This window comes from Kitasatospora papulosa (assembly GCF_000717245.1).
Taxonomy (GTDB): Bacteria; Actinomycetota; Actinomycetes; order Streptomycetales; family Streptomycetaceae; genus Streptomyces; species Streptomyces papulosus.
Map to the genome: position 1 here is coordinate 75747 of NZ_JNYQ01000016.1, position 15495 is coordinate 91241.

Sequence of the window (15495 nt, forward strand, 5' to 3'; positions counted from 1 at the left end):
CCGCGTGACCGCCGTCAGAAGCGGGCGTGCAGCCTCCTGCCCAGTTCGACCGCCCGGGCGACCTTCTCCCGGGGCGTCGCGAACGACGTCAGGTCCACCGCCGGTGCGAACCGCCGCACCGTCACCGAGTGCGGAGCGGCGAACGCCCGCAGCCCCTCCTCGCCGTGGATCCGGCCGTACCCCGACTCGCCCGCACCGCCGAACGGCAGGGAGGGGATCGCGGCGAAGCCCAGCACCGAGTTGACCGACACGGCCCCGGATCCGAGGCGTTCGGCGAGCGCGACCCCCGCCGCCCGGTCGCGGGTGAACACCGCGGCGCCCAGCGAGTAGGCCGACGCGTCGGCCCGCTCCACCGCCTCGTCCATGTCGCGCACCGGGTTCACCACGACGACGGGGCCGAAGGTCTCCTCCGTCACGGCCGGTGAATCCTCCGGCACCCCCGAAAGCACCACCGGGCCGAGTACCGGGGCCCGCAGGGCGTCGGGTCCGCCGAGCCTGGCCGTGGCGCCGTCCACGAGTGCCTGCTTCACATGGCGTTCCACCACGTCGAGCTGCGACGACAGGGTCAGAGGCCCGTACGCCTCACCGGGAGTCAGCGCCCGGGCCCGGCTCACGATGCGTGAGCACAGGGCCTCGTGCACCGACTCCACCGCGTACACCCGCTCCACCCCGGCGCAGGTCTGGCCGGCGTTCCCCATCGCGCCCCACACGATCGCGTCGGCCGCCGCGTCCAGATCGGCGTCCGCCGCGACCAGCACCGCGTCCTTGCCCCCGCACTCGGCGAGCAGCGGCGTGAGCGTGGCCGCACAGGCCGCCGCGACCTTGCGGGCGGTGCCCGGTGAGCCCGTGAAGGCGACCTTGTCCACCCCGGACGGACCCTCCGCACCGGCGAGCGCGGCCCCGGTGGAACCCGGGCCGGTGACCGCCTGCAGCAGATCCGCGTGATCCGGCAGGGCCTCCCCGAGGCTCCGGGCCAGCAGGGCCCCCACCCCCGGTGTGAGCTCGGACGGCTTGAACACCACGGCGTTGCCCGCCGCGAGGGCGTAGCCGATCGAGCCCATCGGCGTGTACAGCGGGTAGTTCCAGGGCCCGATCACACCGATCACCCCGAGCGGGCGGTAGGCGAGCGTGGCCCGCTGGTGGACCGACAGGAGACCGGACGGCACCCGGCGCCGGCCCAGCACCCGGCGCGCGTTGCGCGCGGCCCAGTCCAGATGGACCAGAGTCAGCAGCACCTCGGCACGCGCGTCGTGCACCGGCTTGCCGGTCTCGGACGCGATCACCTGCGCGAACTCGTCCGCCCGCGCCGCCAGGGCGCGCTTCCACCGCAGCAGTGCGGCGCGCCGTTCCCGCGCCCCGAGCGCGGCCCAGCTCCGCCCGGCGCTCCTGGCCCGCGCCACGGCGGCGCGGACGTCCTCGGCGGTGTGCGCGGGATGGTTCGTTCCGGTCGTCATGAGGTCTCCATGGGCAGGGGCTCCAGCGGGCGGCTCTGCGCCCAGTGCGGACCGAGGTCGTCGAGCTGGTATCCGAAGGGGTAGCTGCGCGGCCGGGGGCGGGAGGGCAGCCACCGGGGCCGCGCCGGCAACAGGCGGACACCGCGCGACCGGGCGCGCACCGTCCGCACGGCCGCCGCCCGCAGCCACCGCGGCTGTGCGGGGAAGCCCAGCGCCCGGAGTAACGGCTCGTCGAGGAGGGCGAGCGAAAACCTGGCGACCAGGGGGCGCAGCGGTGCCGGGTACCACGCGGCCATGACCCGGAAGGTGGCGTTGGCGACGCGGCGGTTCGCCGGGTCGTACGCGAACATCCGGTCCTCGTAGGCGTCGAGGAGTTCCTCGAAGCCCTCGTAGGTGCCGGGAGCGCCCTCGATGCCCATCATGGCGGCCATCCGCCGCCCCACCTCGGCCAGCGCGGCGGTCTCCTGCGCGCACAGCGGGCGCCATCCGAAACGGTCGATCCAGCGTTTGGGCCCGACGACCGTGGTGGCCAGCACGTAGAGGTAGTCCTCGTTCGGGATGCGGTACCTGCCGTGGATCCGGTTGAGGTGGCGGGCCGCGGCCCTGGCGCGCTCGGAGTCGAACCCCTCCGCCGCCAGTTCGTAGCCGAACAGGACGGTGTCGTCGTAGCGCTTCTGGCCGTTGCGCTCGAACTCCTGGGTGCGGTCGAGCAGCACGGAGATCCGCGGGACGCCGTAGTCGCGCAGGAACGCGACGCTTATGCCCTGCCGGTAGTCCCACGGGAACTCGTACTGCGACATCAGCTGGAGTATCTCGGCGCAGTCGCGGGCGGGATCCATCCGGCGGATCTCGCGCAGTCTGCTGTAGCGGCCCATGGTGCGACCTCCTTGGTCGATACGGCCGTTCCGGCTGCGGGGCACGTGGTGGGGCGGATGTCCTGGGAGAGCCGGAGAGAGAGTCAAAGTTACAAATACTATTGACTTGTTTCATGGGGTGCGTCAACACTGCTGACACGGATTCGAGCAGGGAGGCCCGGACGGGCGTGCCCGCCCTCGCGGATCACCGGTGGGCCCGTGCTCGCATACTGGAAGGCACACGGACCCGGCAGCGGTCCGGGCGCCGCCGAACGCTGGGAGCACCCGCATGGCCAGTACGGGAGAGCCGTCACCGCCCCCGGCGGGCGGAGTCCTGTGGAGCCTGGCGGGCGACGTCCGCGGACTGCTGATGCTGCCCGCCGCCCTCACCCTCCAGGTCGCCCACCCGGCGGTCGGGGCGGGCGTCGACGACCACTCCGTCTTCCGCACGGACCCCTGGGGCCGCGGCGAACGGTCCCTGAGTTCCCTCCTGCTCTGGGTGTACGGGGGAGAGGAGGCCGCCGAGGAGGGGCGCAGGCTCAGGAGGCTGCACCGCACGATCCAGGGGACCGACACCCGCGGCCGCCGGTACCACGCGCTGACCCCCGAGAACTACGCATGGGTGCACGCGACCGGCTTCCCCGTGTACCGGCACGCGTCGCGCTATCTCGTCCGTCCGCTCACCGGGGCGCAGGAACGCGCCCTGTACCGGGAGTGGCTCCAGGTCGGCCGGATCCTGGGCATCCACGACCGGGACATGCCGCAGACGATCGAGGAGTTCTGGCCCTACTACCGCAGGATGCTGGCCGAGGAGGTGGAGGCCACCGTCGTCGTACGGGAACTGGTTGCCGCGGACGCCCCCGTGCCGCCACCCGACCGGGGCCCCCTCCTCCTGCGCCTGCTCCTGCGGGCGCTGTGGCCGGTGCTTCTCCCGCCGCTGGCCCGGTTCCGTCGGTTCCTCACCGTCGGACTGATGCCGCCGGACGCCCGGCAGGCCATCGGGCTCGACTGGACCCCGGCGCAGGAGCGGCGGCTGAGGCGCTTCGGGGCCGTGGTGCGCCGGATCGTGCCCGTGCTCCCGGAGAGGCTGCGCTACCTGCCGCGCGCCAGGTCGGCGCGCGCCGCGTGGAGGGCGGGCCGGGGGTGAGCTCCCGACGCGCCCGCGCACCCGGCGCGGGCGCGCCTCAGGCCGAGGCCCGGCGGACCAGTTCGGTCGGGGTGATCACGGAATCGGGCCAGGCCCCCGTGCCGCTGTTCAGCCGCTCCATCAGCAGCCTCACCATCAGCCGCCCCATGCCCTCGACATCCTGACGGACCGTCGTCAGCGGCGGTTCGGTGGCCTCGGCGACCGATGCCATGTCGTCGAATCCCACCACGGCGACGTCCTCCGGGACCCGCACGCCCCGTTCGCGCAGCACCCGCAGCGCACCCGACGCCATCAGGTCGTTGGACACGAAGACGGCGTCGACGTCCGGACGGGCGTCCAGCAGCTCGGTCATGGCACGGGCCCCGCCCTCCGTGGTGAAGTCGCCGTCCACGACCAGTTCCTCCGCCGCGTCCGGCAGCACGTCGCGGTAGCCGTCGATCCGGTCCAGCGCCGACACCTGGTCGCGGGGCCCGGCGATGTGCGCGACACACCGTCGGCCGAGCGAGACCAGGTGGCGTACGGCCTCGCGGGCGCCGCCCCGGTTGTCGCAGTCGACGTACGGCAGTTCCGGGTCGTCCTGGCCCCGGGCCGCGTGCTGCGGACGACCCCCGTAGACCGTCGGGACCCGGAACCGCCGGATGATCGCGGGCAGTTCGTCGTCGGTGTGCAGCGAGAAGGCGAGTACGCCGTCCACATGACCGCCGGCCAGATAGCGGGTGACCCGGTCGAAGTCGCCGCTGCCCTCCACGAGGAGCAGCACCAGTTGCGCGTCGTGGGCGTTGAGCTCGCGGCTGATCCCGCGGATCTGCCGGGAGAAGAACGGGTCGGAGAAGACCCTGAACTCGGGCTCGTCGATGATCACCGCGACCGCGCCGTTGCGCCGGGTGACCAGGGTCCGCGCCGCGTGGTTCGGGATGTAGCCGAGCTCCTCGACCGCCTTGCGCACCTGGTCCACCAGGGGCTGTCGTACGCCCGCACCGCCGTTGACGACGCGGGACGCCGTCGCCCGGGACACACCGGCGCGGGCGGCCACGGCTTCCAGGGTGGGCCGGACGTCACGGTGCGGGTCGGGGGTCGGGTCGGGCAAGAGTCGCTCCTCGTACGCACGTCCCGGCTGGGAACGGCTGGAACCGGCGGGTTCGTCACGAACGCCGTCAGCCTAACCGCCCGGTCCGGGCGACCTGACAGATGATTCGGACAGCGGGCGGCGGACATATGCCCCTGAACATGGTCAAGCAGGAACCGCTTGTTGGTCCCGTGTGTGACACGGTGCGTGTGGTACTGCCTACGGAGAGCGAAATTTCGCACTGCGTGAAAGGTGCCATCTGTGTCACACGACGAGCAGGGTTCCGGCGGGCGGGGGGACTATCTCCCGGTCACCGCCGAGCTACCCGCCGAGCCGCTCCACGGTCGGCGCCCCACGACCGACCGGGTGGTCTTCGGCGTCACGGCGGTGCTGACCGTCGCCTTCGTGATCTGGGGTTCCACGGCCACGGACTCGCTGGAGGACGTCTCCAGCTCGCTCCTGACCGGCCTCATCCACAACGGCGGCTGGGCCTTCATGCTGGCGGCCTCGGGGTTCGTGGTCTTCGCCCTCTGGCTCGCCATCAGCCGCTACGGGACGATCTCGCTCGGTCAGGAGGGCGAGGAGCCCGAGTTCCGGACGGTCTCCTGGGTGGCGATGATGTTCAGCGCCGGCATGGGGATCGGCCTGATGTTCTACGGAGTCAGCGAACCGCTCGCCCACTTCGTCGACCCGCCGCCCGGCACCCGCCCCGAGGACGCCGCCGAAGCCATGCAGACGGCGATGGCCACCACGCTCTTCCACTGGACCCTGCACCCCTGGGCGATCTACGCGGTCGTCGGGCTCGCCATCGCGTACAGCGCCTACCGCCGGCACAGAAGACAGACCATCAGCTCGGTCTTCGTCCCCCTGATCGGCGAGAAGCGCGCCCACGGACCGCTCGGCCGGGTCATCGACATCCTCGCCATCTTCGCGACCCTCTTCGGCTCCGCGGCCTCGCTCGGGCTCGGCGCGCTCCAGATCGGCAGCGGCTTCCAGGAACTCGACTGGATGGAGAAGACCGGCACGGGCCTGCTGGTCGCGATCATCGCCGCCCTGACGGTCGCCTTCGTCGCCTCCGCCGTGTCCGGGGTCGAGAAGGGCATCCAGTGGCTGTCCAACATCAACATGGTCCTCGCGCTGATCCTGGTGGTCTTCGTCTTCATCGCGGGGCCCACCATCATCGTGCTCGACCTGCTGCCCACCTCCATCGCCGCCTACTTCGGTGACCTCGCCCAGCTCGCCGGGCGCACCGAGGCCACCGGGAAGGGGGAGGTGGCCGACTGGCTCGCCAGCTGGACGGTCTTCTACTGGGCGTGGTGGATCTCCTGGACGCCCTTCGTCGGCATGTTCATCGCACGGATCAGCCGGGGCCGTACGATCCGTCAGTTCGTCGGCGGTGTGATCCTGGTCCCCAGCACGGTCAGCCTGATCTGGTTCGCGGTCTTCGGCGGGTCCGCGATCAGGCTGGAGGAGTCCGGTCAGCTCAAGGGCATCGGCGACACCCCGGAGGCCCAGCTCTTCGGCGTCCTCCAGCAGTTCCCCGTCGCGACCATGATGAGCATCCTGGTGATGGTCCTGGTCGGCATCTTCTTCGTCTCCGGTGCCGACGCGGCGTCGATCGTGATGGGCACGCTCTCGCAGAAGGGCGTCCTCGAACCCTCCCGCTGGGTCGTGATCTTCTGGGGCGTCGTCACCGGCGCCGTCGCCGCGGTCATGCTGCTCATCGGTGACGGTCAGGGTGACGCGCTGGCAGGTCTGCAGAACCTGACCATCCTCGTCGCGGCGCCCTTCACCATCGTCATGATCGGCATGTGCGTGGCGCTGATGAGGGACCTGCGGCACGACCCGATGATCGTCCGCAGGGAGTTCGGCGTCGAGGCCGTCGAGTCCGCCGTCATCGAGGGGCACGCCAAGTACGACGGCGACTTCGAGATCCGGATCGGACCCGGTACGGCCGAGGTCACCACCGACGAACGCCACAAGCACGAACCGCCGGCCTGACCGACGCTGCGGCTCAGTCCACCAGCTGGGCCGCAGCCCGCGCACAGCCCCTGGCGACCGTCACGCCCGCACCCCCGTGCCCGTAGTTGTGCACCAGCAGACCTCCGTCCGGCAGGTCCTCCGCCTCGATGCGCACGCCCGCGTCCCTGGAGGGCCTCAGCCCCACCCGGTGGCCGAGGACGCGGGCCCCCGCGATCTCCGGCCGCACCCGTGCGCAACGCTCCACGATCTCCCTCGCCGTGCGGAGGTCGGGCTCCGTCCGCGGATCGTCCACCTCCGCGGTCCCTCCCAGCACCAGCCGGCCGGGCTGCGGGAAGAAGTACGTCGTCGCGCTCGACGACGGGTCCGCGTGGGTGAACCACTCGTCGATGCCGGGGTTCTCCACCACCACCAGCTGGCCCCGGACCGGCCGTACCCCGGGATCCGGGACCAGCTCGCGGGCGCCCAGACCCGTGCAGTTGACCACCACCCGCGCCTCGGCCGTCGCCTCCGCGAAAGCCCGCACCGTACGCCGCTCGACCACGCCTCCCGCCGCGGCCACCCGGCCCTCCAGCCAGCGCAGATGCGCCGGCATGTCGATCAGCGGAAGGGTGACCCGCAGGCCCTCCGGCACCTCGGAGGCCCGGTCCAGAGCGCGGACCCAGGGCCCCAGCGCCGCCAGCCGCTCGCCCTCGTGCACCCCCGCGACCATGCGCACTCCGGTCTCCGCGGGGGCCGCGGCCAGTTCCTCGTACACCCGGAGCGTCTCCAGCGACCACGCGCCCACCAGCTCCGCGGGCTCGATCCGGTAGGGCCACCACAGCGCGCCGGCCACCGCCGACGTCGTCGCCCCGGCCGGGTCCCGGGACCAGACCCGCACCCGCAGGCCGCGCTCCGCCAGCAGCAGCGCCGTGGTCAGCCCGCTGACCCCGCCGCCCACCACGATCACGTCCGCCACCGCGCCCACCCCTGTCCTCGGACCACCCCGCCCGAGCCGGGGCCGGAGGAGCCATGGTCGCACCCCGGTCCGGAGGGAGGCCCGGCCCCCGCGGTTGGTTAGGATCGGCACCCTGATGACTGCCACCCTCGTCGCCAAGGAACTCGCCGCCGGCCACGGCGACCGCACACTCTTCGCGGGCCTCGACCTCGTGATCGCCCCCGGCGACGTGATCGGTCTCGTCGGAGCCAACGGTGCGGGCAAATCCTCGCTGCTCCGCCTGCTCGCCGGGCTCGACCGGCCCGAGGAGGGCGAGCTGAGGCTCTCCCCGCCCACCGCCACCGTCGGCCACCTCCCGCAGGAGCCCGAGCGGCGCGAGGGCGAGTCCGTGCGGGAGTTCCTCGCCCGCCGCACCGGGGTCGCCGACGCCCAGGCCGCCATGGACACCGCGACCCAGGCCCTGGTCGACGGCGCGCCGGGCGCCGACGACGCCTACTCCGAGACGCTGGAGCGATGGCTGGCCCTCGGCGGCGCCGACCTGGACGAACGCGCCGAGGAGGTCGCGGCCGACCTCGGCCTGACCATCGGCCTCGACCAGCCGATGACGGGGCTCTCCGGGGGCCAGGCGGCCCGCGCCGGCCTGGCCTCGCTGCTCCTCTCCCGTTACGACGTCTTCCTGCTCGACGAGCCCACCAACGACCTCGACCTCGACGGCCTGGAACGGCTGGAGCGCTTCGTGTCCGGACTGCGCGCGGGCACGGTCGTCGTCAGCCACGACCGCGAATTCCTGATGCGCACGGTCACCAAGGTCCTGGAACTCGATCTCGCCCAGCAGCAGATCAACCTCTACGGCGGCGGCTACGCCTCGTACCTGGAGGAGCGCGAACGCGCGCGCTCGCACGCCCGCGAGGAGTACGAGGAGTACGCCGACAAGCGCTCCGCGCTCGAAGGCCGCGCCCAGATGCAGCGCGGATGGATGGACAAGGGCGTCAAGAACGCCCGACGCAAGGCCACCGACAACGACAAGATCGGCCGCAAGTTCCGCAGCGAGGCCAGCGAGAAGCAGGCGGCCAAGGCCAAGCAGACCCAGCGCATGATCGAGCGCCTCGACGTCGTCGAGGAACCGCGCAAGGAGTGGGAGCTGCGGATGGAGATCGCCTCCGCACCGCGCTCCGGCTCCGTGGTGGCCACCCTGCGCGACGCGGCCGTCGTCCGCGGCGGCTTCTCCTTCGGACCGGCCACCCTGCAGATCGACTGGGCGGACCGGGTCGCCATCACCGGCGCCAACGGGGCCGGCAAGTCCACCCTGCTCGCCGCGCTGCTCGGCAGGCTCCCCCTCGACGCGGGGCACGCGTCCCTCGGCTCGGGCGTCGTGGTGGGCGAGGTCGACCAGGCCCGCAAGCTGTTCCACGGCACCGAGAGCCTGCTGGACGCCTTCTGTGCCGCGGTCCCCGACACCGAGCCCGCCGAGGTGCGCACCCTGCTCGCCAAGTTCGGTCTGCGGGCCGCCCACGTGCTGCGCCCCGCGACGACGCTCTCACCCGGCGAGCGCACCCGGGCGGGCCTCGCCCTGCTCCAGGGCAGAGGCGTCAATCTGCTGGTCCTGGACGAGCCGACGAACCACCTGGACCTTCCGGCGATCGAACAGCTGGAGTCGGCTTTGGAGGCGTACACCGGAACGCTGCTGCTGGTCACCCACGACCGGCGGATGCTGGAGGCCGTCCGTACGACCCGCCGTGTCGAGGTGGCCGACGGCAAGGTCACCGAGTCCGGCTGACAGGACCCCGCCGCGCCGCGAACCCGCCCGTCCCGGAGCTCCGGGACGGGCGGGCGTCGTGCGAGGGCGGCCCCGCCCTCGCACGCCTCTCAGCGCTTGCGCCCGCCCTGGTCGGAGCCGCCCGTGAGACCCGCGCGCCGCAGCGCGTCGGCCATGGCGCTGTTCGCCGGAGCCGCGGCGGGGCGCGGTGCGCCCGTGCCGCCGCCCCCGCGCCGGTCGCGGCGTTGTCCGGCGCCTCCCTGACGGTTGTCCTGTCCCTGCCGCTGCCGGGGCGGCCGTTCGCCGCCCCCCTGCGTGTTCCGCTCCCGCTTCGGGCCCTGCCCGCCGCCCTGACCCGCCGTGGCCTCGTCGTCGAGCCGTAGGGTCAGCGACACGCGCTTGCGCGGGATGTCGACGTCCATGACCTTCACCTTGACGATGTCGCCCGGCTTCACGACGTCGCGCGGGTCCTTGACGAACGTCCGCGACATCGCGGACACGTGGACGAGGCCGTCCTGGTGGACGCCGACGTCGACGAACGCGCCGAACGCGGCGACGTTCGTGACGACGCCCTCCAGCACCATCCCGGGTACGAGGTCGCCGAGCTTCTCCACACCCTCCTTGAACGTGGCGGTTTTGAAGGCGGGCCGGGGGTCGCGGCCGGGCTTCTCCAGCTCCCGCAGGATGTCCGTCACCGTCGGCAGGCCGAACTTCTCGTCCACGAAGTCGTCCGGGCGGAGCGAACGCAGCGTCTGCGTGTTCCCGATCAGCGAGGCGACGTCACCGCCGGTCCGCTTCACCATCGTCCGCACCACGGGGTACGCCTCGGGGTGCACGCTCGACGCGTCCAGCGGGTCGTCGCCGCCCCGGATCCGGAGGAAGCCCGCGCACTGCTCGTACGCCTTCGGGCCCAGCCGCGCCACGTCCTTCAGGGCCCGGCGGGAGCGGAACGGGCCGTTCGTGTCCCGGTGGGCCACGATGTTCTCGGCCAGACCGGACCCGATGCCCGACACCCGTGAGAGCAGCGGCGCCGAAGCGGTGTTGACGTCGACGCCGACGCCGTTCACGCAGTCCTCGACCACCGCGTCCAGGGAGCGCGACAGCTTCACCTCGGACAGGTCGTGCTGGTACTGCCCGACCCCGATCGACTTCGGGTCGATCTTCACCAGCTCGGCCAGCGGGTCCTGGAGCCGGCGCGCGATCGAGACGGCTCCACGCAGCGAGACGTCCATGTCGGGGAGTTCCTGCGAGGCGAAGGCCGAGGCCGAGTACACGGAGGCACCGGCCTCGGACACCATCACCTTGGTGAGCTTCAACTCCGGGTGCTTCTCGCACAGCTCACCCGCGAGCTTGTCGGTCTCGCGGGACGCCGTACCGTTCCCGATAGCGATCAGGTCGACGTGGTGCTCCTTTGCGAGGCGCTCCAGCGTGGCGAGCGACCGGTCCCACTGGTTCGCCGGCACGTGCGGGTGGATGACGTCGGTCGCGACGACCTTCCCGGTCGCGTCCACCACGGCGACCTTCACCCCCGTACGGAACCCGGGGTCGAGCCCCAGCGTGGCCCGGGTGCCCGCCGGGGCGGCGAGCAGCAGGTCCCGCAGGTTGGAGGCGAAGACGCGCACGGCCTCGTCCTCCGCCGCCGTACGCAGCCGCAGCCGGAGGTCGATCCCGAGGTGCACGAGGATCCGGGTCCGCCAGGCCCAGCGGACCGTGTCGCCCAGCCACTTGTCCCCGGGCCGGCCGCGGTCGGCGACCCCGAACCGGCGGGCGACCATGTTCTCGTACGAGGAGGGGCCAGGCTCCTTGGACGGCTCCTCCGGCTCCAGCACCAGGTCGAGCACGTCCTCCTTCTCGCCGCGCAGCATCGCGAGGATCCGGTGCGAGGGCAGCGCGGTGAACGGCTCCGCGAAGTCGAAGTAGTCGGCGAACTTCGCTCCCGCCTCCTCCTTGCCGTCCCGCACCCTGGCCACGACCCTGCCGCGCGACCACATGCGTTCGCGCAGCTCACCGGTCAGGTCGGCGTCCTCCGAGAAGCGTTCGGTGAGGATCGCCCGTGCGCCCTCCAGCGCCGCCGCCGGGTCCGCCACACCCTTCTCGCTGTCGACGAACGCCGCCGCCGCGGTCAACGGGTCCACGGAGGGATCGGCGAGCAGCCCGTCGGCCAGGGGGGTCAGGCCCGCCTCGCGCGCGATCTGCGCCTTCGTCCGCCGCTTGGGCTTGAACGGGAGATAGATGTCCTCCAGCCGCGCCTTGGTCTCGGCGGCACGGATCTGCGCCTCCAGGGCCTCGTCGAGCTTGCCCTGCTCACGCACGGAATCGAGGACCGCCGCACGGCGGTCCTCGAGTTCCCGCAGGTAGCGCAACCTCTCCTCGAGGGTGCGCAGTTGCGCATCGTCGAGCATCTCGGTCGCTTCCTTGCGGTAGCGCGCGATGAACGGCACGGTCGAGCCGCCGTCGAGCAAGTCGACGGCCGCCTTCACCTGACGCTCATGTACGCCGAGCTCCTCGGCGATCCTGCCTTCGATGGACGTCGTCACGGTTTTCCCGACTCGCCTTCTCGTACTGGCTGTGCTGGCTGTGCCACTGGGGTGGTCCACACCCGGGTGGTCCCCTTCGCCTGCATTGTGCCGGGTGGCCGGGGGCCGTGTCGCGTGACCTGCTCGATCACGGCCCCGACGTGCCCGAGAAGGCCCCGGTCAGGCGCGACGGGTCCTGCCGCCTCGCGACGCGCCGCCGAAAAGACCTGCCAGGAGCCGGAAGGGCAGAGTCACCACGGTGGCAATGGCCGAGCCGACGGTACTCAGAGCGTTTGCGATCGCACGGAACACGGTGTGCCTCCTTCGTAGGGTGTACCGATCGCCTGGCCCGTGAGATCCGCCGTAAACGTTCCGGCGCTCAGCCCTTGCCGACCAGATCCTCCGGGAACGCGCCCGCGGAGGCCGCCGCGAACAGGAATCCCCGGCCCAGTTCGGTGAGCCGCGCCACGCCGTCGGCGCCCAGGTGCTCGTACGGTGCGGCGTCCATCCGGTCCGTCGCCTCCTCCAGCTCCGCCCTGAGCGCGGTGCCCGTACCGGTCAGCTCGCCCTCCGCGTCCAGCACGCCCCGCTCGCGCAGCCGCTCCACCGCCGCGTCCCAGTCCGTGCGCCGCCAGCCGCGGGTGGCGAGGATCCAGCGCGGAGCCATGCCCTTGCCGGTCGCGGTGTGGCTGACCAGTGCCTCCAGCGGGTCGAGGCCGGCCGAGAGCAGTGCCGCCAGGTGTCCGTCGCCGCGGTGCTCGCGCAACAGCGTCGCCGCGTGCCAGTACGCCAGGTGAGGCTCGTCCGGGACCGGGAGATCGGCGTGCGCGGCGTACAGCGGACGGGCGTGGCGGGTGCAGGCCTCGGCCGCACGCAGGGCGAGCCCGGCCGCCTCCGCCATCTCCGGCGAGGCCACGGTCTCCTCGCCGAGCACCCGGCGCAGCGTCGAGTCGGCCGTCCTCAGCCGTGCGTCCAGTGCCGCCCCCGGGGTGATCTCCGACCACACGGACGGCAGGTGCCGGGCCACCAGATCGTGGTTGAAGTTGTAGAAGGTCGCGGTGACCGTGCCCGCGCCCGCCGCGCCGAGGGCCGCGCCGCGCGCGGCGAAGTAGACCCGGCTCGCGTCGTCGACGCCGAGCTCCGCGAACTCCTTGCCGAGATCGGGGGAGAAGTAGACACAGGAGTGCAACGGGTTGAGCGCGTTGTGGCAGCGGCGTCCGGCGCGCGGGGGAAGAGTACTCATGCCCGCACGTTACCGACTGGTTGGTACGTGGAGAAGACCCGGGTCGAAGCGACGTGTGCATGGCAGCATGGGTGGGCAACTCGTCATTGCGGCCATCGTGTGGTCCGGCCAGGATTGCGGACATGAAGCAGCGATCCGTCCTCGTCGTCCTCTTCGAGGGCGTGCAGAGCCTCGACGTGAGCGGCCCGGCGGAGGTCTTCGCCGGCGCCTCCCGCTTTCCCCGGGGTCTCCTACGAGCTGCGCACCGCCTCGCTCGACGGCGCGCCGGTCCGCTGCTCCAGCGGCCTCACGCTCGTCCCCGACGGCACGCTCGCGGACACCCCGGCGCCCGATCTGCTCCTCGTGCCGGGAGGAGCCGGGACCAGGACACCCGACCCGGAGCTGGTCGACTGGCTGCGCGCCCACGGGCCCCGCGCCCGGCAGCTGGTGTCGGTGTGCACCGGCGCCCTGCTGCTGGCGGCGGCCGGCCAGCTCGACGGCCACCGGGTCACCACCCACTGGTCCGTCTGCGAGACGCTGGCCCGGACGTACCCGGCGGTGCGGGTCGACCCGGACCCGATCTTCGTGCGCGACGGACGGCTGGCGACGTCGGCCGGTGTCACCGCGGGCATCGATCTCGCGCTCGCCCTGGTCGAGGAGGAGCACGGCCGGGACGTCGCGCTCACCGTCGCCCGTCATCTCGTCGTGTTCCTGCGGCGCCCCGGCAACCAGGCCCAGTTCAGCGCCCAGCTGAGCGCGCAGACCGCCGTCCGCGCACCGCTCCGCGGCGTCCAGCACTGGATCACCGAACACCCCGACGCCGACCTCTCGGTCGAGGCGCTCGCGGCCCGGGCCGGACTCTCACCCCGCCACTTCGCCCGCGCGTTCACGGCGGAGACCGGCCTCACCCCGGGCCGCTACGTCGAGCGCGTACGTCTGGAACAGGCGCGGCGGCTGCTGGAGGACACGGCCGACGGCGTCGTCGGCATCTCCCGTGCCAGCGGTTACGGCACCCCGGAAGCGATGCGCCGCGCCTTCGTCAAGGCCCTGGGGACGGCGCCCGCCGAATACCGGCGCCGCTTCCGCTCCCATCCCGTGTGAAACGACGGAAGGACCATCATGCAGATCGCGATCGTGCTCTTCGACCGGTTCACCGCGCTCGACGCCGTGGGCCCCTACGAGATGCTCAGCCGTGTTCCGGGAGCGGAGACCGTGTTCGTCGCCGAGCGGCCGGGTGCCGTGCGCAACGACAGCGGCAGCCTCGCCCTGGTCGCCGACCGGGCGCTCGCCGACGTGCCCGCGCCCGACGTGGTGGTCGTCCCGGGAGGCCCGGGGCAGAGTGCCCAGATGGAGAACGGGGAGCTGCTCGGCCGGCTGCGGGCGGCCGACGCCGCCAGTACCTGGACGACCTCGGTGTGCACCGGATCCCTGCTGCTGGCCGCCGCGGGACTGCTCACCGGCCGGCGTGCCACCTCGCACTGGCTGGCCCTGGACACCCTGCGGACCCTCGGGGCCGAGCCGACGGGCGAGCGGGTGGTCACCGACGGCAAGTACGTCACCGCCGCGGGCGTCTCCGCCGGCATCGACATGGGTCTCACCCTGCTCGGCAGGATCGCGGGCGACGAACACGCCCGGGCCGTCCAGCTGCTGACCGAGTACGATCCCCGGCCGCCCTACGACTGCGGATCTCCGGAGAAGGCCCCGGCGGCCATGGTGGAGACGTGGCGGGCCAGGAGCCGCTTCATCCTGACGTAGACGTGTCCCCGGCACTCCCCGCGGTCCAGGTGAAGCGGGGGGCGCGGCGTTCCAGGAAGGCGGCGACCCCCTCGGCGGTGTCGCCGCTGCCGCGTGCCTGCAACGACCAGTGCGCGTCGCGGTCCTCACGGCCGTCGGCGAACTCCTTGGCCGCGGCCTGCGTCAGCTGCGAACGCGAGGCGAGCACCTCGGTGAACCGGTGGACCCGCTCCTCCAGCCCGCCCCGGGGCAGGACCTCGTCCACCAGCCCGGTCCGCAGGGCCCGTTCCGTGCCGATCAGCTCCCCGGAGAACAGCAGGAACTTCGCGGTGGCCGGGCCGACGAGCGCGACCAGCCTGCGCGTCGACGACGAGGGATAGACGATCCCGAGTTTGGCCGGGGTGACCCCGAAGGACGCGCCCTCCTCGGCGAACCGCAGGTCGCAGGCGGTAGCGAGCTGGCTGCCGCCGCCGACGCAGAAGCCGCGCACGGCGGCCAGCGTCGGCCCGGGAAACGCGGCCAGGGCCTCCTCCGCGCGGACGGCGAGCGTCTGCGGCCGCCCTGCCGGGTCCCGCAGGGAGGAGATGTCCGCTCCCGCGCAGAAGGTGTCGCCGGCCCCGGTGAGCACGAGGACGCGCACCGCCGGATCGGCTGCCAGCCCTTCCAACAGTACGGGCAGGGCCTGCCACATGTCCGCGGTCATGGCGTTGCGCTTGGCCGGGTTGCTGATGACGACGGTCGCGACGCCGTCCACGACCGTGTGCTCCAGCCGTGGCCCGGTGCCCGCCGTCCGTTCGCCGAGGTCCATGCGCCGGATGCTATCCGTACG

At 72.6% G+C, this 15495-nt stretch carries 12 protein-coding genes and 1 pseudogene; 5 read left to right on the forward strand and 8 right to left on the reverse strand.

Annotated elements, in window-relative coordinates; all coding sequences use genetic code 11:
• Positions 1 to 14 precede the first annotated feature (14 nt).
• Together IA22_RS0129620 and IA22_RS0129625 are read right to left on the reverse strand one after the other, a co-directional pair.
• Positions 15 to 1454 (reverse strand): aldehyde dehydrogenase family protein, encoded by a 1440-nt coding sequence (locus IA22_RS0129620; RefSeq protein ID WP_015579656.1) that lies wholly within the window; start codon positions 1452 to 1454, stop codon positions 15 to 17.
• Positions 1451 to 2329 carry an oxygenase MpaB family protein gene (locus IA22_RS0129625; RefSeq protein ID WP_014152808.1) on the reverse strand — a complete coding sequence of 293 codons (879 nt, stop codon included), beginning with the start codon at positions 2327 to 2329 and terminating at the stop codon, positions 1451 to 1453. Before IA22_RS0129625 ends, IA22_RS0129620 begins: the two co-directional genes overlap by 4 nt.
• 268 nt (positions 2330 to 2597) lie before the next feature.
• Between IA22_RS0129625 and IA22_RS0129630 the strand changes: the two genes are divergently transcribed.
• A complete protein-coding gene (locus tag IA22_RS0129630) occupies positions 2598 to 3455 on the forward strand; it encodes an oxygenase MpaB family protein (protein ID WP_030125358.1) in 858 nt (285 codons plus the stop codon).
• Between the two features lie 37 nt (positions 3456 to 3492).
• Here IA22_RS0129630 and IA22_RS0129635 read toward each other — a convergent pair whose 3' ends face one another.
• On the reverse strand, positions 3493 to 4542 hold the full coding sequence (locus IA22_RS0129635) for a LacI family DNA-binding transcriptional regulator (protein WP_014152806.1): 1050 nt from the start codon (positions 4540 to 4542) through the stop codon (positions 3493 to 3495).
• 240 nt (positions 4543 to 4782) lie between these two features.
• Between IA22_RS0129635 and IA22_RS0129640 the strand changes: the two genes are divergently transcribed.
• Positions 4783 to 6522 (forward strand): BCCT family transporter, encoded by a 1740-nt coding sequence (locus IA22_RS0129640; RefSeq protein ID WP_014152805.1) that lies wholly within the window; start codon positions 4783 to 4785, stop codon positions 6520 to 6522.
• A 13-nt stretch (positions 6523 to 6535) separates the two neighbouring features.
• Here IA22_RS0129640 and IA22_RS0129645 read toward each other — a convergent pair whose 3' ends face one another.
• A complete protein-coding gene (locus IA22_RS0129645) occupies positions 6536 to 7468 on the reverse strand; it encodes an FAD-dependent oxidoreductase (protein WP_015579658.1) in 933 nt (310 codons plus the stop codon).
• Between the two features lie 106 nt (positions 7469 to 7574).
• Between IA22_RS0129645 and IA22_RS0129650 the strand changes: the two genes are divergently transcribed.
• Positions 7575 to 9215 carry an ABC-F family ATP-binding cassette domain-containing protein gene (locus tag IA22_RS0129650; protein WP_014152803.1) on the forward strand — a complete coding sequence of 547 codons (1641 nt, stop codon included), beginning with the start codon at positions 7575 to 7577 and terminating at the stop codon, positions 9213 to 9215.
• Positions 9216 to 9304: 89 nt separating this feature from the next.
• Here IA22_RS0129650 and IA22_RS0129655 read toward each other — a convergent pair whose 3' ends face one another.
• The 3 genes from IA22_RS0129655 to IA22_RS0129660 form a co-directional block, all read right to left on the reverse strand.
• Positions 9305 to 11731, reverse strand: a complete 2427-nt coding sequence (locus IA22_RS0129655) for a Tex family protein (RefSeq protein WP_030125359.1) — start codon at positions 11729 to 11731, stop codon at positions 9305 to 9307.
• Between the two features lie 159 nt (positions 11732 to 11890).
• Entirely contained in the window at positions 11891 to 12022 is a 132-nt protein-coding gene (locus tag IA22_RS38045; protein WP_258310621.1) for an LPFR motif small protein, read from the reverse strand.
• Between the two features lie 67 nt (positions 12023 to 12089).
• On the reverse strand, positions 12090 to 12953 hold the full coding sequence (locus tag IA22_RS0129660) for an SCO6745 family protein (RefSeq protein WP_014152801.1): 864 nt from the start codon (positions 12951 to 12953) through the stop codon (positions 12090 to 12092).
• Between the two features lie 122 nt (positions 12954 to 13075).
• Between IA22_RS0129660 and IA22_RS34315 the strand changes: the two are divergent.
• Together IA22_RS34315 and IA22_RS0129670 are read left to right on the forward strand one after the other, a co-directional pair.
• Positions 13076 to 14033: pseudogene (locus tag IA22_RS34315) on the forward strand (GlxA family transcriptional regulator).
• Between the two features lie 18 nt (positions 14034 to 14051).
• Positions 14052 to 14687 (forward strand): DJ-1/PfpI family protein, encoded by a 636-nt coding sequence (locus IA22_RS0129670; RefSeq protein ID WP_014152799.1) that lies wholly within the window; start codon positions 14052 to 14054, stop codon positions 14685 to 14687.
• Here IA22_RS0129670 and IA22_RS0129675 read toward each other — a convergent pair.
• Positions 14674 to 15474, reverse strand: a complete 801-nt coding sequence (locus tag IA22_RS0129675; protein WP_014152798.1) for an enoyl-CoA hydratase/isomerase family protein — start codon at positions 15472 to 15474, stop codon at positions 14674 to 14676. The genes IA22_RS0129670 and IA22_RS0129675 overlap by 14 nt on opposite strands.
• Positions 15475 to 15495 lie beyond the last annotated feature (21 nt).